General features: G+C 56.1%; 15 protein-coding genes. 10 read left to right on the forward strand and 5 right to left on the reverse strand.

Annotation, left to right across the window (positions count from 1 at the left end):
- Nucleotides 1-43: 43 nt before the first annotated feature.
- Nucleotides 44-967, forward strand: a complete 924-nt coding sequence (locus JW897_RS20085; RefSeq protein WP_205467394.1) for a LysR family transcriptional regulator — start codon at nt 44-46, stop codon at nt 965-967.
- Between the two features lie 22 nt (nt 968-989).
- Here JW897_RS20085 and mnmE read toward each other — a convergent pair whose 3' ends face one another.
- The 5 genes from mnmE to rpmH form a co-directional block, all read right to left on the reverse strand.
- Nucleotides 990-2,342: a tRNA uridine-5-carboxymethylaminomethyl(34) synthesis GTPase MnmE gene (mnmE, locus tag JW897_RS20090; protein ID WP_019102217.1), complete on the reverse strand. Its 1,353-nt coding sequence runs from the start codon at nt 2,340-2,342 to the stop codon at nt 990-992.
- A gap of 124 nt (nt 2,343-2,466) precedes the next feature.
- The gene (yidC, locus tag JW897_RS20095; protein ID WP_048415147.1) at nt 2,467-4,119 is read right to left on the reverse strand and encodes a membrane protein insertase YidC; all 1,653 of its coding nucleotides are present in this window, start codon (nt 4,117-4,119) and stop codon (nt 2,467-2,469) included.
- 21 nt (nt 4,120-4,140) lie between these two features.
- Nucleotides 4,141-4,350, reverse strand: a complete 210-nt coding sequence (gene yidD, locus JW897_RS20100) for a membrane protein insertion efficiency factor YidD (protein ID WP_043639818.1) — start codon at nt 4,348-4,350, stop codon at nt 4,141-4,143.
- On the reverse strand, nt 4,326-4,691 hold the full coding sequence (gene rnpA / locus JW897_RS20105; RefSeq protein ID WP_048415148.1) for a ribonuclease P protein component: 366 nt from the start codon (nt 4,689-4,691) through the stop codon (nt 4,326-4,328). The genes yidD and rnpA overlap by 25 nt, the downstream gene beginning before the upstream one ends.
- Nucleotides 4,692-4,696: 5 nt before the next feature.
- Complete coding sequence (gene rpmH, locus JW897_RS20110; RefSeq protein WP_048408088.1) at nt 4,697-4,831, reverse strand: 50S ribosomal protein L34; 135 nt, start codon at nt 4,829-4,831, stop codon at nt 4,697-4,699.
- 458 nt (nt 4,832-5,289) lie between these two features.
- Between rpmH and dnaA the strand changes: the two genes are divergently transcribed.
- From dnaA to JW897_RS20155, 9 genes are all read left to right on the forward strand, one after another.
- Complete coding sequence (gene dnaA, locus JW897_RS20115; protein ID WP_048415149.1) at nt 5,290-6,684, forward strand: chromosomal replication initiator protein DnaA; 1,395 nt, start codon at nt 5,290-5,292, stop codon at nt 6,682-6,684.
- A 54-nt stretch (nt 6,685-6,738) separates the two neighbouring features.
- Entirely contained in the window at nt 6,739-7,848 is a 1,110-nt protein-coding gene (gene dnaN, locus JW897_RS20120; RefSeq protein WP_048415150.1) for a DNA polymerase III subunit beta, read from the forward strand.
- Between the two features lie 150 nt (nt 7,849-7,998).
- Entirely contained in the window at nt 7,999-10,389 is a 2,391-nt protein-coding gene (gene gyrB, locus JW897_RS20125) for a DNA topoisomerase (ATP-hydrolyzing) subunit B (RefSeq protein ID WP_205467395.1), read from the forward strand.
- 179 nt (nt 10,390-10,568) lie between these two features.
- Complete coding sequence (locus JW897_RS20130; RefSeq protein WP_205467396.1) at nt 10,569-11,612, forward strand: DNA cytosine methyltransferase; 1,044 nt, start codon at nt 10,569-10,571, stop codon at nt 11,610-11,612.
- Nucleotides 11,613-11,623: 11 nt separating this feature from the next.
- Nucleotides 11,624-13,657, forward strand: coding sequence for an ATP-binding protein (locus JW897_RS20135; RefSeq protein ID WP_205467397.1), 2,034 nt, complete (start codon nt 11,624-11,626; stop codon nt 13,655-13,657).
- A complete protein-coding gene (locus tag JW897_RS20140) occupies nt 13,654-14,916 on the forward strand; it encodes a PP_RS20740 family protein (RefSeq protein ID WP_205467398.1) in 1,263 nt (420 codons plus the stop codon). The genes JW897_RS20135 and JW897_RS20140 overlap by 4 nt, the downstream gene beginning before the upstream one ends.
- A 493-nt stretch (nt 14,917-15,409) precedes the next feature.
- Nucleotides 15,410-18,256: a type VI secretion system Vgr family protein gene (locus JW897_RS20145; RefSeq protein ID WP_205467399.1), complete on the forward strand. Its 2,847-nt coding sequence runs from the start codon at nt 15,410-15,412 to the stop codon at nt 18,254-18,256.
- The gene (locus JW897_RS20150; RefSeq protein ID WP_048415162.1) at nt 18,256-19,446 is read left to right on the forward strand and encodes a VRR-NUC domain-containing protein; all 1,191 of its coding nucleotides are present in this window, start codon (nt 18,256-18,258) and stop codon (nt 19,444-19,446) included. Before JW897_RS20145 ends, JW897_RS20150 begins: the two co-directional genes overlap by 1 nt.
- 15 nt (nt 19,447-19,461) lie before the next feature.
- Nucleotides 19,462-20,655 (forward strand): type VI immunity family protein, encoded by a 1,194-nt coding sequence (locus tag JW897_RS20155; protein WP_205467400.1) that lies wholly within the window; start codon nt 19,462-19,464, stop codon nt 20,653-20,655.
- The last annotated feature ends 2 nt before the right edge of the window (nt 20,656-20,657 follow it).

The raw sequence follows: 20,657 nt of genomic DNA on the forward strand, positions 1-20,657 counted from the left end.
TGGTGTAAAATGAATTAATAAAGTCAATCAATTCCAATCCGTCATGAATATCTCCCTCCGCCACCTGCGCGCCTTCTCGGCCGTTGCCGAAGCCGAAAGCTTCACCGCCGCGGCCCGCCAGCTGTTTCTGACGCAATCCACACTGACCAAGACCATACGCGAGCTGGAGCAGGAGATCGGGCTGACGCTGTTTGAGCGCACCACCCGCAAGGTGGCGCTGACCACTCAGGGCAACGCCTTCCTGCCGGTGGCGCGCCGGCTGCTGAACGACTTTGAACTGCTGCTGTCCGATTTGCGCGAAAAATCCGCCGGCAGCAGCGGCAGCGTCTACGTGGCCAGCGGCATGGCTTTTGCGTCCAGCGTGCTGCCCAAGGTGCTCAAACGGCTGAGAAGAGACTACCCGTGCATTCATGTGCGGCTGCTGGACGACACCAGCGGCGGCGTGGTGCGCCGCATCGAATCGGGAGAGGTAGACATCGGCATCGGCTCTTATGTGGGCGCGGCCGGAGACAAGCTGGACAAGCGCCAGCTGCTTTCCGCCCGCTTGGGGGTGATGTTTCCGCCGGGCTTCGAGCCGCCGACGGGGCCGCTCAACTGTGAATCCTTGCGGCAATGGCCCTTGCTGCAGGACGAGAGCGACACCAGCATCATGTCCGCGCTGGAGCGCAGCCATCCCGAGCTCTGGCAGCAGGTGGCCAGCAAGATCACCGTCACCAATCTGGACATGCAGTTCTGCCTGATCCGCGCCGGGGTGGGCGCTTGCGTGCTGTCGGCGCTGGCGGCCTCCCATCCGTCGGCGCGGGATCTGCCCTACCGCTTGTTTGAGTCGGCCGAACTACAGCGGGACGTGCACGTGTTCACCCGGCGCGGCGTGCCGCTGTCGCCGGCCGCCTTCACCTTTTTGCAGGTGCTGGACGAGGTGTTGCCGACGATAGCCTTCCACCCTGGGGTGACGCTGGCGGTCTAACGGCGGCGCGGTAGGGGAGGGCTTACTTGCCGATGCAGAAGCGGCTGAAAATCACCCCCAGCAGATCGTCGGCGCTGAATTCGCCAGTGATCTCGGACAGCGCGTTCTGCGCCATGCGCAATTCCTCGGCGAAGATTTCCACTTGTTCCCAGTCCGCGTGCGCCAGCTCCAGGTGTTCGGCGGCGCGGCGGATGGCGTCCAGGTGGCGCTGGCGCGCCAGGAACACGCCTTCGCCGCCGCCGCTGTAGCCTATCATCTCCAGCAGCTTGGCCTTGAGCAACTCCACGCCGGCGTGGGTGCGCGCGGACAGGCGCACCAGCGGGTGGCCGTCTTCATCGGCCAGGCCCGGCGCTTCGCCGGACAGGTCCACCTTGTTGAACACGTGCACGCGCGGCAGCGCCGCCGGCAGCCGTTGCAGGATGGCCTGCACCTCGCCGGTCAGGCCGTCGCGGCTGTCCGCCAGCACCAGGGCCAGATCCGCGCGTTCCACCGCTTGCCAGGTGCGTTCTATGCCTATCTTCTCCACCACGTCGTCGGTGTCGCGCAGGCCGGCGGTGTCGATGATGTGCACCGGCACGCCGTCGATGACGATCTCCTCGCGCACGGTGTCGCGAGTGGTGCCGGCGATGTCGGTGACGATGGCGATGTCGTCGCCGGCCAGCGCGTTCATCAGGCTGGATTTGCCGACATTGGGCTGGCCCACCAGCACCACGTGCATGCCCTCGCGCAGGATGGCGCCCTGCTTGGCGGTGGCCTGTACCTGCACCAGCCGGCCGCGCAGCCGCTCAAGCTTGCCCAGCGCGTCCGCCTGTTTGAGGAAATCGATTTCCTCTTCCGGGAAATCCAGCGTCGCCTCCACCAGCATGCGCAGGGTGATCAGCTCGTCCACCAGCACGTGGATTTCCTTGGAGAAGGCGCCCTTCAGCGATTTGAGCGCGCTCTTGGCCGCGGTTTCGCTGCTGGCGTCTATCAAGTCCGCCACGCTTTCCGCCTGGGCCAGGTCCAGCTTGTCGTTGAGGAAGGCGCGCTTGGTGAATTCGCCCGGCTCCGCCAGCCGCGCGCCCAGCTCCACGCAGCGCGCCAGCAGCATTTTCAGCACCACCGGCCCGCCGTGGCCCTGCAGCTCGATCACGTCCTCGCCGGTGAAGCTGTTGGGGCCAGGGAAGTAGAGCAGCAGGCCGTTGTCCAGCGGCTGGCCGTGGGCGTCGACGAAGTCGGTGTACAGCGCGTAGCGCGGCTTGGGCGTTTTGCCGCCGCTGACGGCGGCGGCGAAGGGCAGCAAATCCTTGCCGGACACGCGGATCACGCCAACGCCGCCGCGGCCGGGAGCGGTGGCGATGGCGCAGATGGTGGCGGGGGTGTAGCTGAGGCTCATGGGCATTCCTTGGAATCTGGGCCGCGGCCCCCGCGCGGCGGGGCGTCGTGGCGAATACGCTTTAATTATCCAGCAAAAAACCCGGCCATGCGGCCGGGTTTGGGGTTCAGAGCGCGCCGGGCAATCAGGATTGCAGCGCGGCCTTGTTTTTCTTCTCGATGCTCTTGTTGATCTGCCACTGCTGGGCCATCGACAAGATGTTGTTGACCACGTAGTACAGCACCAGGCCGGACGGGAAGAAGAAGAACATCACCGAGAAGGCCACCGGCATGATCTTCATCATCTTGGCCTGCATCGGGTCCGCCGGCGGCGGGTTCAGGAAGGTCTGCAGGAACATGGTGGCCGCCATGATCACCGGCAGCACATAGTACGGGTCCGGGCGGGCCAAGTCGGTGTACCACAGGATCCACGGCGCCTGGCGCAGCTCAACCGAAGCCAGCAGCGCCCAGTACAGGCCGATAAACACCGGGATCTGGATCAGCATGGGCAGGCAGCCGCCCAGCGGATTCACCTTCTCGGACTTGTACATCTCCATCACCGCCTGCTGGAACTTCATGCGGTCGTCGCCGTACTGCTCCTTCATGCGCTCAAGACGCGGCGCCAGCGCCTTCATCTTGGCCATGGAGCGGTAGGACGCGGCGGTCAGCGGGTAGAAGATGGCCTTGACGGTCAGGGTCAGCAGCACAATGGCCCAGCCCCAGTTCTGCACCAGCAGGTGCAGCTTGGTCAGCAGCCAGAACAGCGGGGAGGCGAAGATGTGGAAGATGCCGAAGTCCTTGGCGTATTCCATGCCGTCGGCCAACTTGCTGATCACATCGTACTCTTCCGGGCCGGCGAACAGCGGCACGGACACGCTCAGGCTCTGGCCCGGAGCGATGGTGGCGTAGTCCACCAGCGCGGCGGCGGAGTTCAGGCCGTTGCTCTGCTTCAGTTCAAAGCGGCAGGACTTGTCGTCCTTGCACACGCTGGCGCCGTCCAGCGGCTTCAGGATCCACGCGGACATGAAGTAGTGCTGGATCATCGCCACCCAGCCGTCGCTGCCGGTCTTGGCGTAATCGCCCTTGCCCTTGGCCAGGTCGTCGAAGCTCACCTTCTGGAATTTGTTTTCCGAGGTGTAAACAGCCGGGCCGGTGAAGGTGTGGGCCAGGCGGCCTTCGCCTTCCGGGGTCTGGCTGTCGCGCAGCAGGCGGTAGTAAGCGGTGGCGGCCAGCGGCGCGGCGCCGCCGTTGGCGATGTCGTAACGCACGCCAATCTTGTAGCTGCCCTTGGTGAAGGTGTAGATCTTGCTTACCTTCACGCCATTGGCTTCCGGCGCGGTCAGCTTCACTTCCAGCTTGTCGCCGGAGAGTTCATAGCTGGTTTTTTCCGCGGCGAATACGGTTTTGTGGGTGGGCAGCGCCGGGTTGCTGGCGGCCACCAGGCCGGTTTGCGCCACATAGACGCGGCCGTTCCGGTCCGTCAGCAGATCAAGCGGTTTTTTGCTGTCCACGGCGGAATCGTGCTTCAACAGCGTCAGCTGGCGCAGATCGCCGCCCACGGTGTCGATCTCGGCCTTCAGCACATCGGTGTTTACCGTGATGCGCTGGCCGGAGCTCAGCTTGTTGGAATCCACCGGCTGGGCGTTGTGGGACGCGCTGTTGGCGGCCTGCTGCTGCGTGGCGGCTTGTTTTTGCGCGGCCACCTGCTGCGGCGTCGGCTTGGGCGCGAAAAACTCCTGCCAACCTAGCAGGATGCCCAGGGACAGCATGATGAAGATTATGAGGCGCTTGGAATCCATCTCTCGATACCGGATTTAAGTTCAGGGAACTGGGTCGTAGCCGCTGCCGCCCCAAGGGTGGCAACGTCCGATGCGTCTGGCGGCCAGCCAGCCGCCCTTGAGTGCGCCGTGTTTTTTCACCGCCTCGATCGCGTAGCTGGAACAGGTGGGCTGGAAGCGGCAACGCGGTGCCAGCCACGGGCTGATAGCCAGCTGGTAAAAACGGATCAGGAGGATGAAGAGACGCGACATCGTGCCAGTTTAGCAAACAGAGAAGACAAAGCCGTGATCACTTCAGTTCGCTCGGCGCGAGTAAAAGGCACCTTGGCGCGGACCACGAAGTCCATCTCCGGCAGCGTTTGCCGGTTCAGGCGGAACCACTCGCGCACCGTGCGCTTGATGTAATTGCGGCGCACGGCTCGCTTGTGGACCTTGCGGCCCACCACCAGGCCCAGCCGCGCGTGCCCCAATTCATTGGGCCGGGCCGATACCTGGAACGTGGCGTTGCTGCGCGACATCCGCAAACTAAAAACGGATGAGAACTCATCCGTTTTTAATAGCCGGTGCGCACGGCGAAAGCGGTAAGCCGACAAAGGGCTTATACGGCCAGACGCTTGCGGCCTTTGGAACGACGGGCTGCGATCACTGCGCGGCCGCCGCGGGTCTTCATGCGGACCAGAAAGCCGTGGGTACGCTTACGACGGGTATTGGAGGGCTGGTAAGTACGCTTCATGATTGGAATTCCTGTTTCGAAACGGAAATAAACGCGTGATTTGACAGGATAAACGCCGGTTTGTCAATGAGGAATTTTCTAAGCACCTGTGGATAACTTTGAGAAAAACCGTTAGAATGCCAAGGCTTACCGTTCCGAGTCCGCTGCGCAATTATTGAACGCGCGTCGGGGCGGAACGCCAACCCAGAGAAGCGCTGCCAAAATTCAGCCCCACCCAACTGGAAGCAACGCGCGCCCGCGTAGGCGCGGCGCGGGCCGATCCAGGAATTTTGCCAGCGGTTCTCGGGGGCCGCCCCATCCTTGTCCGGCCCGCCTTGCGGCCGGGCGATGCGCGGGCCGCGGCCCTTGAATCATGCCGAACACACGTCGTCCGCCCCGCGTGCGGGGCGCGGCGGCTTCTCCCGCCGCTTGGCCGTAAAGCCGACAGCGGGTTTTTCGCTTTTACTTGCGTATATGTAATGACCGAACTGGATCAATTTTGGCCTGGCTGCCTGGCCCGCCTGGAGGCCGAACTGTCTTCGCAACAGTTCAACACCTGGATCAAGCCGCTATCGGCTGAAACCACGGAAGAGGGCATCGCGCTGTTTGCGCCCAACCGCTTCATCATGCAGTTCATCAAGGACCGCTTCCTGGCGCGCATTGAAGAACTGGCGGTGGAGCTGGTGGGCGAGTGCCTGGTGGAACTGCGCCTGGGCGCGCCCGCCGGCCGCCCGGCCGCCGCGCCCGCGGTGATGCCGGTCAAGGCCAAGCCCTCTCCCAGCGTGCCGGCCCCCAGCGCGCCGTCCCAGGCCAAGCAGGCCGCGGTCAAAGCCATTGGCGGCAGCCACGAAAGCACCCGGCTCAACCCCTCGTTCACCTTCGACACCCTGGTGACCGGCAAGGGCAACCAGCTGGCGCGCGCCGCGGCCATGCAGATTGCGGAGAACCCGGGCGACCAGGCCTACAATCCGCTGTTCGTCTATGGCGGCGTGGGCCTGGGTAAGACCCACTTGATCCAGGCCATCGGCAACCACGTGTTCCAAAAGAACCCGCAAGCCAAGATCCGTTACATCCACGCCGAACGCTATGTGGCCGACATCATGCGCGCCTACCAGCACAAGGCCTTTGACGAATTCAAGCGCTACTACCACTCGCTGGACCTGCTGCTGATCGACGACATCCAGTTCTTCGCCGGCAAGAACCGCACCCAGGAAGAATTCTTCTACGCCTTCAACGCGCTGATCGAGGGCGGCAAGCAGGTGATCATGACCTGCGACAGCTACCCCAAGCAGATAGAAGGCATGGAAGAGCGGCTGATCTCTCGCTTCTCCTGGGGCCTGACCGTGGAAATCCAGCCGCCGGAGCTGGAAATGCGCGTGGCCATTCTGATGAAAAAGGCCGAGGCCGACAGCATCAAGCTGGACCACAACGTGGCCTTCTTCATTGCCCAGAACGTGCGCTCCAACGTGCGCGAACTGGAAGGCGCGCTCAAGCGCGTGGTGGCTTACGCCCGCTTCACCAATCAGAACATCTCGCTGGAACTGGTCAAGGAAGCGCTCAAGGACATCCTGGCCGCCGGCAACCGCCAGGTGACCGTGGACGCCATCCAGAAAACCGTGGCCGAGTACTACAAGATCAAGCTGTCCGACATGCACAGCAAAAAGCGCAGCCGCGACATCGCCCGGCCGCGCCAGGTGGCGATGGCGCTGGCCAAGGAACTGACCCAGCTGTCCCTGCCCAATATCGGCGACGCCTTTGGCGGCCGCGACCACACCACCGTGCTGCACGCGTGCAAGACCATTGCCGAAATGCGCGGCAACGACGCCGATATCGCTCACGATTACGACACGCTGCTGGCCATGCTGCGTAACTAAGACCATGAAGCCTAACTTGAACCGACTCACAAACACCCAACGGGAGCCCGCCCCATGCTGATCCTGCAAGCCGAACGCGATGCCCTGCTCAAGCCACTGCTGGCAGTCACCGGCATTGTCGAGCGTCGTCACACCCTGCCCATCCTGTCCAATGTGCTGATAGAGAAAAAAGGCGGACAAGTGGGCTTCCTGGCCACGGACCTGGAAATCCAGATCACCACCGCCAGCAGCGACGAATTGCCGGGCGAAGACTTCCGCCTGACCACCTCCGCCAAAAAGCTGCAGGACATCCTGCGCGCCATCCCGGGCAACGCCACCGTGACCCTGGAACAACTGGACGGCGGCCGTCTGACCCTGAAAGCCGGCAAGAGCCGCTTCAACCTGCAAACCCTGCCGGCCGACGACTTCCCGTTGCTGTCCGTGGGCAGCGCCAGCGACTCCAGCTTCAGCCTGAGCCAGCGCGAACTCAAGCGTCTGATCTCCCAGGTGCAATACGCGATGGCGGTGCAGGACATCCGCTACTACCTGAACGGCCTGCTGATGCAGACCGACGGCAACCAGGTGCGCCTGGTGGCCACCGACGGCCACCGCCTGGCCTTCGCCAGCGCGGACGTGGAAGCCAACCTGCCCAAGTCCGAAGTGATCCTGCCGCGCAAGACCATCATCGAGCTGTACAAGCTGCTGCAGGACATCGACGACCCGATCAATATCGAAGTGCTGGCCAACCAGGTGCGCTTCAGCTTCGGCTCCACCGTCATCATCAGCAAAGTGGTGGACGGCAAGTTCCCGGACTACAACCGCGTCATCCCGCTGGACAACGACAAGATCTTCCTGATTGAACGCCTGGAATTCCTGCACGCCTTGCAGCGCGCCGCCATTCTGGCCAACGAGAAATTCCGCGGCGTGCGCCTGGTGCTCAAGTCCGGCTCCATGTCCATTCTCTGCACCAACAGCGAGCAGGAAGAAGCGGAAGAAGAACTGGAAATCGCCTACCAGGGCGGCGAGCTGGAAATCGGCTTCAACATCAACTACCTGATGGACGTGCTGACCAACCTGCCGGCGGACACCCTGCAACTGGCCTTTGGCGACTCCAACCGCAGCACCCTGGTCACCATACCGGACGTCAGCAACTTCAAATACATCGTCATGCCCATGCGGATTTGACGGCGGCCGCCACCCGGCAGCCCGCCGGCGGCGGAGGCCCAGCCTCCGCTTCCGGCAAACGGATTTTCAGATTGACCGGCAGAGGCCGGCCGCGCGGCGCCAGGAGTCACTCCCGGCCCGCCCGGCCCCTCTCCATACAGAAAGCAGCAGATGAGCGAACAGGAATACGGCGCGGATAGCATCAAAGTCCTCAAAGGGTTGGATGCGGTACGCAAACGCCCCGGCATGTATATTGGCGACACCTCGGACGGCACCGGCTTGCACCACATGGTGTTTGAAGTGCTGGACAACGCCATTGACGAAGCGCTGGCCGGCCATGCCGACACCATCAAGGTCATCATCAACCCCGACAACTCCATCACCGTGGAAGACAACGGCCGGGGCATCCCCACCGACATCCACCCGGAAGAGGGGCGATCGGCGGCGGAAGTGATCATGACCATCCTGCACGCCGGCGGCAAATTCGACAGCAACAGCTACAAGATCTCCGGCGGCCTGCACGGCGTAGGCGTCTCCGTTGTGAATGCGCTGTCCGACTGGCTGCGTCTGAAAATCTGGCGCGACGGCAAAGTCCATGAAATGGAATTCCGCCGCGGCGACGCCGTGGCCCCGCTCACCGTCACCGGCCACACCAATCACCGCGGCACGGAAGTGACCTTCCGCGCCAGCGAAGAAACCTTCGGCCTGGTGGAGTTCCACTTCGACATCCTGGCCAAGCGCATCCGCGAACTGTCCTTCCTGAACCAGGGCGTGGGCATCAACCTGATAGACAAGCGCAGCGGCAAGGAAGAAAACTTCGCCTTCTCCGGCGGCGTGGCCGGCTTCGTGGAATACATGAACCGCAACAAGACCGTGCTGCACCCCAAAGTGTTTTACGGCCTGGGCGAAAAAGACGGCATGACCGTTGAAGTGGCGATGCAGTGGAACGACTCCTACCAGGAAAGCGTCCAGTGCTTCACCAACAACATCCCCCAGCGCGACGGCGGCACCCACATGACCGCGCTGCGCCAGGTGATGACCCGCACGCTGAACCAATACATTGAAGAGAGCGAAGTCGCCAAGAAAGCCAAGGTGGACACCACCGGCGACGACATGCGCGAAGGCCTGACCTGCGTGCTCTCCGTCAAACTGCCGGACCCCAAGTTCTCCAGCCAGACCAAGGACAAGCTGGTTTCCAGCGAAATTGGCCCGGTGGTCAACGAGATCATCAGCGAAGCGCTGAAGAGCTACCTGCTGGAAAACCCGGCCGACGCCAAGATCATCTGCGGCAAGATCGTGGAAGCCGCCCGCGCCCGCGAAGCCGCGCGCAAGGCCCGCGAAATCACCCGCCGCAAAGGCATCATGGACGGCCTGGGCCTGCCCGGCAAACTGGCGGACTGCCAGGAAAAAGACCCCACCCTGTGCGAACTGTACCTGGTGGAGGGCGACTCCGCCGGCGGCTCCGCCAAACAAGGCCGCGACCGCAAATTCCAGGCCATCCTGCCGCTGAAGGGCAAGATCCTGAACGTGGAACGCGCCCGCTTCGACAAAATGCTGCAAAGCCAGGAAGTGGCCACCCTGATCACCGCCATGGGCTGCGGCATTGGCAAGGACGAGTACAACCCGGACAAGCTGCGCTACCACCGCATCATCATCATGACCGATGCCGACGTGGACGGCGCCCACATCCGCACCCTGCTGCTCACCTTCTTCTACCGCCAGATGAGCGAACTGGTGGAGCGCGGCCATATCTACATCGCCCAGCCGCCGCTGTACAAGGCCAAACTGGGCAAGCAAGAGCGCTACCTCAAGGACGACTCCGAGCTCAACCAGTTTCTGCTGCAACTGGCGCTGGAAAAAGCCGAACTGATTCCGGCGGAAGGCGCCGCCGCGCTGTCCGGCGACACCCTGGGCGAAATTGCCCGCCAGTTCCTGCTGACCCGCTCCGTGATTGAACGCGAAAGCCGCGTGATAGACCCGCTGGTGCTGGAAGCCATGCTCAAGACCGGCCCGCTGTCCCTCAGCAGCCAGCAAGAAGCGGACGCCGCGCTGGCCAAACTGAGCGCGCTGCTGCCGGTGGAAGCCATCGAACTGGAACTGCTGCGCGACGAAAAGAACGACGGCCACCTGATCAAGATCATCCGCAAACTGCACGGCAACGTGATGGTGACGGTGATGGACCAGGACTTCCTGGAGTCCGGCGACTACGCGGAAATGAAGAAAACCGGCGACATGCTCAGCGGCCTGCTGCGCGAAGGCGCCCACGTCAAACGCGGCGAAACCGTGAAACCGGTGGCGGAGTTTGGCGAAGCGCTGGACTGGCTGCTGGCGGAAGTGAAGAAGGGCATGAACATCCAGCGCTATAAGGGCCTGGGCGAGATGAACCCGGAACAGCTGTGGGAAACCACCATGGACCCCACCGTGCGCCGCCTGCTGAAGGTGCGCATTGAAGACGTGATGAGCGCGGACGACGTGTTCACCACTCTGATGGGCGACGAAGTGGAACCGCGCCGGAACTTCATCGAAGGCAATGCCTTGATTGCGCGGAATATTGACGTCTGAACTTGTAATCAAGCACTAAGCACACGACAAAGCCAACCTTATCGGTTGGCTTTGTCTTTAATATTATTCCAATACAAGACAGCAATCACTCTCTTTTTGGGCGAATGACATGCCTCCCCTTGAGAAGAAGATGTGCTTGTGATATATACTCCATGCCAACTATTAATTCAAATGCCATAATGAAAGAAGACAATATCTCTCACCAGGCTAAAAGTAATCAAGATACAAGCAAAAATAAGCCCAAACTTCTGAGCTTATTCTGTGGAGCTGGTGGCTTAGATATAGGGTTTTTAGAAAATGGCTATGATATTGCTTTTGCTGCTGATTACGATAAACAAGCAATAACCACATACAATAATAATCACTCAGGCGAAAAAGCTCATCAAATTGATTTGCTTGTTACTTCAATTGAAGATTTGCTTCTATTGATTTCAGAAAAAACAGAGAATGTACAGGAATTTATTGGCATTATTGGGGGGCCTCCCTGCCAAGGTTTCTCAAGAGGTAATGCTTCTCGTTGCCATACCGATCCGCGTAATCAGCTAGCAATGAAATATGCTGAGCTTGTTAATTATTTTTGTAGAGTATCAAATATAAAATTCTTCTTGTTTGAGAATGTGCCAGAAATTTTAGCAAATAAAAACAAGGAATTTCTTAAACTGTTACGTGAGCATCTTTCAATTCATTTTAACATTTACGAAAAAGAGTTAAATGCTTCAGGCTTCGGAGTGGCACAAAAAAGACGTAGGTACTTTATTGTTGGAATAAAAAAAGAAATCGATTCTGGGGGGTTTATGTTTCCAATTCCATCTCAAGAGAAAGAAAAAACTGTTGCAGATGTAATTAGTGATCTTCCTCCCCCGAGCTTCTTCGACAGAAAAAATATTGGCCAGGTTAATAAGTTTCATCCAAACCACTGGACTATGCAGCCAAAATCAAAACGATTTATAACCGGTGAAATGCCTGAAGGTGGTAGGTCTTTTATTAAGCTAGATTGGCATAAGCCAAGCCGTACTGTTGCCTATGGAAATCGAGAGATTCATGTACATCCCGATGGAAATCGTAGACTAAGCATATATGAAGCTATGCAGCTTCAAGGCTTTCCAAAAAATTATCAACTTTTCGGAAGCTTAAGTGCACAAGTTAGGCAAGTTTCGAATGCAGTACCGCCTCCTGTAGCATTTGCTCTTGCAAATAGTTTAAATAAATATCTTAAACTCTAAAGGGTATTCGCATGAACCCAATAGCTGATGCAAACGAGAGATCAGAATCAGAGATAAACTCTCGCCTTTCTGAAGCGATAGATACTGGCGAAAGCGTAAAAGCACGCCTCATGACTGACGAGAGGGTGTTTGCTCGAATCACAGATGGTATTTATCGTGATCCAGCGTCAGCTTTGCGCGAGCTGATAGCAAATGCATATGATGCAGATGCAACTGAGGTGAGAGTTGAGACCGACTATCCTCGGTTTACAAAGATATCAGTGAGAGATAATGGCAGAGGGCTTACAAAGGAAACGTTAGCGCATGTCATTTGCCATATTGGTGGTAGCTTAAAAAGAACTAAGGATGGACAGAAACACCAGGTTTCCAGTGAGAAGGATGTAACAAAGAGTAAATCTGGCCGTCCTTTAATTGGAAAATTGGGTATTGGTCTGTTTTCAGTCTCACAAATCACACACCATATTGTAATAATATCAAAAACTAAAAATAGCAATAAACGTATTTACTGTGATATTTTGTTAATGCCTCAATCTGAGGCCTTGCTCGAAAAAGAAGAAGGTCAGCAATTTGTAACCGGTCATGTTGAAATTAAATTTGTCGATGCTGATGATATTGAATCTCAAGGGACAGAGATTTTACTTCTAGATTTGCGTGACCATGTAAAAGAAGCATTGCTTTCAAAAATGACATGGGCGTCATTGAAAGAAAAGGAAGAAAAAGAGAAGCAAGAAAACTTTATCCAAAATGAAGTTGATTTAGCATTGGCTTTTGGCGAAGATCAGTACGACGGATCGATTAATGTTGTTGAACCTGAATTTCATATTGGAGAAATAGATGTAAATAGTGGGCTTGTTATTCGTCAACCTATTTTGCCATGGGAAATTGATCACTCTCCAAGAGAGAAATTTATCAGCTTAGTTGAGCGAGTATCTCAACTATCAGATCCCGATAAAGTAACACAACAAAAAGGACCAAGCATACAAGATCACCTTGATTACTATCTTCGCATGCTATGGACCCTAAGCCTATCACTACCTCTTCCCTACATAAAAAAACACCCTTTCTACCTAGACAGCAGTGACAATATATCAGTCTATCAAATTGACAATAAAGCTAAAGGCAGTGCAATACCTGTAGATTTGGCTGAAAAACAAAATATTATAGAAAAATATAAACTACAGTCAGGCGTAGATTTAGGTATTGAGTTTAATGTATTTATCGATAATATACAAATATTACGGCCGATCTCTTTTGGTGAGTTTCATAGTTTAGACTATGTAATTAATTCTCCAATGATGTTTGTTGGTCGCGCCAGACCAGATTTATCTGATATTCCAGAGCAATATAGAGGCGGTGACCTTGAATTTGAGGGCTATCTATACTGGACAAGAAAAATTATTCCCAGAGAACACAATGGAGTCCTGATCAGAATTAATGGTGCCAGCGGCACACTATTTGATGAAACTTTTTTGAAATATCAAATCTCTGAACAAACGAGATTGAGGCAAGTTTCAGCAGAAATTTTTGTTGTAAAAGGGCTGGATGCTGCGCTTAATATAGATAGAGAATCTTTTAATATTGCGCATCCGCATTTTCAGATATTGAAAAACTGGTTACATGCTGCAATGCGCCAGTTAATGAATAGGCACAAATATCAGTCCGAGGCTGTTAATAAAAATATCCTTGCAGAAAGGAAAGAAGAAACATTCTCTCAGCTTCGAGAGATTGTCTCTATACAGAATAGTATTCATCGGAGTGGGGGTAAGTTAAAAGAAGTTCATTACAGTGTGACAACTCTAAAAGAATTGTTTGAAAAGAATAAGAATACTATTGAGCTTGATCGGGAAAAAACGCTAAGGCCAATTCTTAAAAAGAAAGCCATAACCGCAAAAGATAAAATTAGCCAGATATTGAATGAAGAAAAAGCTAAGTCTGTTGCATCGCTTCTAAGTGTCTATGGGGTTGATGATTTTCTTCCTCAAGAGAAATTTGAAGACTTAGTGTCGGCAATCTTGGAAATCATGGTGCTTGAGATTAAAAAATGAGCGAGAATATCATGGAAAATATGGATGATGACCCTTTTGCAATTGACTCCAGTCTAATTAAAGGCGTCGCCCCTGTTAACATAGAGCATACTTCTCCCCACCTGAAGAAAGACTTTGCACCTTGGCACAAGCCTAGAAAACAATGGATTCGTGATAATCAGTGGGGGGTGTTAATTTCTTCTCTAATAAAAAAACTCAACACTACAAATGAAAATAGACCACTAAATTATCTGAGTCTGCCGGGAGTAGATCTCCTTGATATCAGATCATTTGAACAAGTTTTTACAGAACTTAATGCAAGAATTCAATTTCTAGGGCTAAATTATATAGAGGAAGATCAAGACGATATAAAGGCTGAGCAAGCGCTTTCTCTGAATGAGGTACGATCTCTTGATTTTGTAGATCAGGAAAGTAATGTAATAACAGAACAATTTGAGGAGCTTAGCGATGATAGCTCGATTGTAAGCCGGCGTGTTTTGCAAGAGCATAAAACATTTGATGTCATTAATCTTGATTTATGTGCGTCTTTTGCAAAATATAAACCTGGCACAGTGCAAAGTCTTTATACGGCAATACATAAATTGCTCCACCACCAATCTTATTATCGTACGGAAGACTGGCTATTTTTTATTACTACTAGAGTAGATAAGAAAAAAGTTGATCCTGATGCTTTTTTAACTCTTATAGAGTCAGCTTTAAATAGCTTGCCTGCCGACATGGTTAACAGCAATTTGATTGAAAAGTTCGGGTTAGATCAAATCTGTGTTGAGAATAAGTCAATTGCAGTAAGTAATTTAACTTCACTGCAACATAAATGCTGCTTTACCGCGACATATGGAATATGGAAGCTCAAGTTGCTTATTGATTGCAAGCCGCAAAGCAAGTCAAAAATGCATCCCCCATATGAATACCATGTCGAGTCTGAGGATGAAACGCCAGACATGGTGTCGATGTCTTTTTGGTGTTCTAGAATACCATCAAAAAATGTTGACACTGCGGGGTTGTCAAAATTAGAAATAAATGGGCAGCTCCCAGATTCCAATTCAATCTACATTGACTATGCTCAAAAGGCATTTGATGCTTCGTTGAATGCAATAGATTTAGATGCGTTTTTGTCTCAAAGCCAAGAAAAATACCAAGGGGCGTTGGAAAGATCTAAATTATTACTCAAGAAGGCTCGCTATTCCATTGAAGATTATGAAAGGTGGTTAATAGAGCAGCAAAACAAAATTAATTCGATGCTTGCACCTAAGTACTAATCATATATATTGCGGTGGCTTGCCTGTGTTCTCCCTCCTTGTTTTTACAGGTAATATTTTTACTACTGATTTAGGATTATGGGATTGGTTAAATGAAATTAAGAAAAATGGTTATGGTCAAAATATGGCAATACTGAGCTGGCCTGACTCTTGAAAGCAGCTGATTTGGACTTTGGCCAAGAAAAGTAGGTGCGATTTAATGGATATATTTAAGCCTAGTTACAACGCCGCAGCTTCCACTGCGGCGTTTCCACATCCCCCATAGCAGCTATCCATTGTGCGTCCCCCGTCAGCCTGCCGATCTCCCGCCACGACCCCCCCCCCAGCCTTCCAAGCCACTTCTTGTGTCCCCAACCCCTAAACCTGTCCTTTAGTCCAAGAGAACGTGCTTCCAGACCACGCCGGCTTGTGACTGTCTTCCTAACTTCATAAAATTTCAGGCTTATTTTCAATGTCATACCGCCGCTTGGCGGTGTTTTCGTTTGGAATGCCGATGGACCTGAATGCACTGTTGGCCAGCTTTGCTTCCGCCTTTGGCCAAGACAACCGGATGTTGACCTTGCAGCTTGGAGAGGGGCAGTTTGCCGCAGAACAGCTGCTGCCGCTCAGCCTGGAGGGCGAGGAGGGGGTTTCCCAGCCTTATCGCTATACGCTGGCTTGCCTGTCGCCGGACGGCAATATCCCGCTGAAGACCCTGCTGGGCCAGCCGGCTCGTATTGGCATCCAGGGCGCGGAGGGAAGGGAGGCGATCCGTTGCGGCGTGGTTAGCCAGGCCAGTTTGGTGGGGTCGGATGGCGGCTTTGCTCGTTATCAGCTGACCGTGGAAGCGCCGTTCGCCTTGCTGCGCCACCGCAGGACCTCCCGGGTATTCCAAGACCTGTCCGTGCCGGACATCGTCAAACAAATCCTCAGCGAACATCAGCAGGCCAACCCCATCTTCGCCCGCGTGCAAACGTTGGCCTTGCAGCTCAAGCCTGCCGCGCCGCGCAGCTATGCGCTGCAATACCGCGAGAGCGATTACGATTTCATCGTCCGCCTGTTGCATGAAGAGGGGTACGCCTGGCGTTTCCGTCATCTGGAGGCAGATGGGCCGCGGGTGGAGCTTTCCATCTTTGATGATGCCCACGCCTTGCCGGTTTCCCCATTGCAGCGGGTGCGCTTTCACCGCAGCGACGCCACTGAGGAAGAGGATGGCCTGACGGGCTGGGAAGCTGCGCGCCAGATTGTGCCCGGCGCCAGCACGCTGGCCAGTTACGATTACAAGCCGGTGCTCACCCAGCAAGGCCGGGAGGCAAGCCGGGTGGAGCAGGGCCAGTTTGGCCAGGCCTTGCAAAGCAGCCTGGGCCATTACGATGCGCCGGGCTTGTATTACGCTGGGGACGATGAGCAACTGGGCCGTTACGCCGTGCTGCGGCAACAGGCTAACGATTTGCAGGCCAAATCCTTTAGCGGTAGCGGCGCGGTGCGCGGTCTGTTGCCGGGGGAGTGGTTCCGCCTGGATGATCACCCCGCGCATGAGGACGACGCGGAGGAGAAACGCCAATTCGTCGTCACCGGCCAGCGCTTCCAGGCGCGCAACAATCTGCCGCGGGATCTGGCGCAACATTTGAGCGAGGAGGCCGCCGCCGCGCCGTTCGCCTCCGCCATCCAGGCCCAACGCCGCGGCATTCCGTTGACGCCGGCGTATGCCGGTACTGCTCACGCCAAGCCCACCAGCCTGGGTGTGCAAACCGCCTCCGTGGTGGGGCCGGCCAGCGGGGATGCCGGGGCGGAGAGCTCCGGAGAAGTGCATACCGACGAGCACGGCCGCATCAAGATTCAATTCCATTGGCAGCGTCTGGAAGAGCATCCCAGCATCGGCGCGAGCATGGACGACAAATCCTCCTGCTGGGTGCGGGTGGCGATGCCGTCCGCCGGCGCAGGGTGGGGCCATCAGTTCCTGCCACGCATCGGCCAGGAAGTGCTGGTGGACTTTATCGAAGGCGATATCGATCGCCCGGTGGTCAAGGCCGTGGTTTACAACGGCAGCCATCCCGCGCCGGATTTCAGCGGCGCCGGCAGCCTGCCGGCCAATAAGACGCTGTCCGGCATCAAATCCAAAGAGCACCAGGGCGGCGGCTATAACGAGCTGTTGTTCGACGATACCCCCGGAGAGGTGCGCGCCAAGCTGTCCAGCGAGGCGGGCAAGACCCAGCTCAACCAAGGCTTTCTCACCCACCCGCGCAGTAATGGCCAGGCCCAGCCGCGTGGCGAGGGCTTTGAGCTGCGGACGGACCAGCACGGGGCCATCCGCGCCGCCCACGGCCTGCTGCTGTCCACGGAGGCGCAAGGCGGCGGCGCAGGCAAGCAGCTGGCGCGGGAGCAGGCCAGCAGCCAGTTGCAAGCCGCGGTGGCCTTGAGCCAGGCGCTGGCAGAAACCGCCACCACGCAGCAGGCCGACACCATGGAAACCGGGCCGGACGGCATTGGAGACGACAACGCCAGCAGCGGCAAGCGGGAACAAGGCCATGTGCTGCACCAGTTGCAGGCGCTGGCGGCTTGGGAGGCCGGCAGCAATACCGATCCAGACAGCAAAACCGCGAAAGAACAGGCGGGTCAGCAAGCCTTGCTGGTGCTGTCCGCGCCGGCCGGCATCGCCAGCCTGTCCGGGCAAAGCCAGACCCTGGCCGCGGAAACCCATCTCAACCTGGTGGCGCAGCGCGACACCAATCAGAGCAGCGGCCGGCGCTGGATTCATAACGTAGGCAAGCACATCAGCCTGTTTGTGGCCGGCGTGGCGGATAAGGTGGCGATGAAGTGGATAGCCGCCAAGGGCAAGATTCAGTTGCAGGCGCAAAGCGACAGCATTGAGCTGACGGCGGACAAGGACGTCACCATCACCTCCTGCAAGGAACGCATCACCATTGCGGCCAAGGATGAAATCCTGCTGACCAGCGGCGGCGGCTATATCCGCCTCAAAGGCGGCGATATCGAAGTACATTGCCCGGGCACGGTCAGCATCAAGGGCAGCAGTCATTCATTGAGCGGGCCGGCCAGCGTCTCCGTGCCCATGCCGACCATGCCAAAAGGTTACCAACGCAGCTATATCCTGCAGGACGAAAAGACGGGCGAACCGCTGGTGGACAAGGCTTACCGGCTCAAGCTGCCGAATGGCCGTGTGCTTCCGGGTTACACCGACTGGGAAGGCCGAACCAGCACTGCCTTCACTCCGAGTTCCCAGCCGGTCAAGCTTGAGGCGCCCAAGCCTCCTATCGAGCAGGAGTACACCCTGTATGGCTACGGCACTGGCCAGGCGGAGCGCGGGCTGCAATTGAAAGACGACAATGGAGAGGATGCTTGATGGCCAACTATCAACCCGCCGGCGGCACGATGACCATCGTGGAAGAGCGGCCCGAGTATGCAATGCTGCCTCACCCGGGCAATAAGCCCTACCTGACCGAGAAGGCTGACGTGGCGATTCTGTCGCCCAAATCGGTAGGGGTGACCAGTAAAAAGACTGGCCGCACTTACCAGCTCAATATGCGGCAAATCACTATGTCGATCCTGATTCGTCTCGATGAAAGCAGCCACGACTACAAGTGGTTCTATAAGGCGGAAGTCAATTTCGACATGACTCGCAACCCCCCGACGCCTTTTCTGAGTCCAAGCCGCCGAGAAGATGGGGCAAACCGGCGACACACTATCACTCCCTTCCCCAAAGGCTTGTCGAAGGGCTATTTACGACGGCCGGACTTGGTGATTGTGAAGGACAAGGAAACCCGCTGGCCGGGGCGGGCAGCCCCTGACCATGACGGCGTGCCGCATGGGGATAATTTGGCTCGGGTGGCGGAGGTGAAATTCCCTGGGGATGAACTTAGTCGAGGCCAGGAGGACGCCTACAAGCGCATTGCCGGTGGAGATGACCGGTTTACCGTCTTGGATGTTATCGACAAAAGGAAAAAGAGAGTCCCTGAGCCTAAAAAAGTACCAGTCTTCAGTCCGCAGCCACAAGCCAAGCCCAAATCGCAAACCCAACGAGTACCCGCGCCGATCTACAGCCCGGTTCCGGTAAAGACTCCAGGCTATCTCCAGGATTGGGGCACGCAGTTGCAGCGTGGGGTTGCCGAAGTATGGTCGGATGCGAAGAAAGGCATGCAGGGCTTGGCTGAAGATACTCAAGCCTGGCTGGAAAAAGAGGCTGCTTGGCTGTTAGAGTCAGGCCGCTGGGTTCGGGATAAGTCCGAAAAAACTTGGACTTGGGTCAATGCGCAAGGGAAAGCGCTGGTCCGCTGGAGCGAGGAGCAATTGAAGGCCGCGTGGGCCAAAATTGAGCGCTATTGCGACATCGCCTGGAATGAAATTAGCCAGATCCAGTGGGGGCAAATTTTGCTCAATGTCGGCAAGGTTGTAGTGGGCATCGTGCTGGTGGTGGCAGCCGCCGCCTTGATGGTGATGGCGCTGCCTGCTGAACTGGTAGCGGCCTTTATTGCCTGCGTTGCCATACTGGGGGGCGCTACGGTTTCAAGCAACGATAAACCACTGATGGCATGAGTTAGGAATTGAGAAATGGAACAGGTAGAAATGCCGCAGCAATTGCAACGGCTTGAAACATACCAAGACGAACTGACGTGGAACTTGGAGTCCGACGAGGGTATCGTCATCCGTCCTGGCTTGATTGCCACTTTTTTCTTTGAAAAGGGCAGCACGGTTGAGGTCAGAGCAAAGCTCGTCGAGTGCTTCGACAGGTTCTACTCTCTCTTTGGCGCAAAGCTAAAGGGGCAGAAGTACATGGATGCCAAAACCAGGAAAATGGGCGCATCTGATTATGAGAAGTCCAGAAACAAGATATTGGCAATCACCGATCCACATGAGCGGATTGAGTGGTTTGTCAGTAGTGAAACAGTGCCGGACTTGGCTCCGGAATACTCGGTTTCCTGCTTGACGCAGCAAAGCATTCACGAAGGCTGGGGCGACAAATCTTTTTTCAAAATCGTGCTGCCCGCGGCCACAGTGTTCGATGAAGCAAGCCTTGGTCAGTACCAACAGTTGCTTGCCTTCATCTGTGATGCCTTACAACCGGTTCATGGTTATGGTGGCCTGTCTCCGATCCTGCCATATGACTATCATCGGTACTTGCCCAATGAGTATGAGCTTGCGCAGCGGTTTATCGGTTTGAATATTGATACTCGGTCCTTCAGTGCCGGAGGGTTTGAACTGAAGAGTCACATCAAGGGGGCAGACTGGTACACGATTCTGGGAAATGAGTTCGTAGAGCAGCTTGATGGCGAAGAGGCTATCCGCGCCAAGCTAGCGCCCTGGCGAGATATTTCCATACACCGATATGCAAGCGGATTGATGATTCAGGCAGGCCCTTACCCTGACTTGGGCGCTCCTAATGCTAGCCCTCCGGAGTCCTACGTGGTGGTCAGTCACCTGGTGAGGTCGATACGCACCACGGAACCCGGCTCCCTGCATTACCACTTGCCTCAACAGAATGGATTCGACAAGTCCGAAACCGTAAGCTGGTATGCGCGCTTCGACGGTAGCCCGTTGCCGGCGGCGGAGCCGCTACCAATACAATCAGAACATGGAGGTCGGTGCGAAGCAGGTAAACCTTGCCCTGAGAGCGGACATTGGTGGACTCCAGCTATGGAGAACTCGCGGCAATATTTCACCCAAGGCGAGCTGATGCCTGATTTCTCGCGCTCAACGTATGGCAGCACGATCTGGTATCGAGAACCGGTCTCCGGTACTAGATGAGC

Source organism: Chromobacterium alkanivorans, from assembly GCF_016937655.1.
GTDB classification, from domain to species: domain Bacteria; phylum Pseudomonadota; class Gammaproteobacteria; order Burkholderiales; family Chromobacteriaceae; genus Chromobacterium; species Chromobacterium alkanivorans.

Coding starts and splice junctions, on each gene's coding strand:
- JW897_RS20085 (WP_205467394.1), top strand. CDS start 44: ATGAATATCTCCCTCCGCCACCTGCGCGCCTTCTCGGCCGTTGCCGAA.
- mnmE (WP_019102217.1), bottom strand. CDS start 2,342: ATGAGCCTCAGCTACACCCCCGCCACCATCTGCGCCATCGCCACCGCT.
- yidC (WP_048415147.1), bottom strand. CDS start 4,119: ATGGATTCCAAGCGCCTCATAATCTTCATCATGCTGTCCCTGGGCATC.
- yidD (WP_043639818.1), bottom strand. CDS start 4,350: ATGTCGCGTCTCTTCATCCTCCTGATCCGTTTTTACCAGCTGGCTATC.
- rpmH (WP_048408088.1), bottom strand. CDS start 4,831: ATGAAGCGTACTTACCAGCCCTCCAATACCCGTCGTAAGCGTACCCAC.
- dnaA (WP_048415149.1), top strand. CDS start 5,290: ATGACCGAACTGGATCAATTTTGGCCTGGCTGCCTGGCCCGCCTGGAG.
- dnaN (WP_048415150.1), top strand. CDS start 6,739: ATGCTGATCCTGCAAGCCGAACGCGATGCCCTGCTCAAGCCACTGCTG.
- gyrB (WP_205467395.1), top strand. CDS start 7,999: ATGAGCGAACAGGAATACGGCGCGGATAGCATCAAAGTCCTCAAAGGG.
- JW897_RS20130 (WP_205467396.1), top strand. CDS start 10,569: ATGAAAGAAGACAATATCTCTCACCAGGCTAAAAGTAATCAAGATACA.
- JW897_RS20135 (WP_205467397.1), top strand. CDS start 11,624: ATGAACCCAATAGCTGATGCAAACGAGAGATCAGAATCAGAGATAAAC.
- JW897_RS20140 (WP_205467398.1), top strand. CDS start 13,654: ATGAGCGAGAATATCATGGAAAATATGGATGATGACCCTTTTGCAATT.
- JW897_RS20145 (WP_205467399.1), top strand. CDS start 15,410: ATGGACCTGAATGCACTGTTGGCCAGCTTTGCTTCCGCCTTTGGCCAA.
- JW897_RS20150 (WP_048415162.1), top strand. CDS start 18,256: ATGGCCAACTATCAACCCGCCGGCGGCACGATGACCATCGTGGAAGAG.
- JW897_RS20155 (WP_205467400.1), top strand. CDS start 19,462: ATGGAACAGGTAGAAATGCCGCAGCAATTGCAACGGCTTGAAACATAC.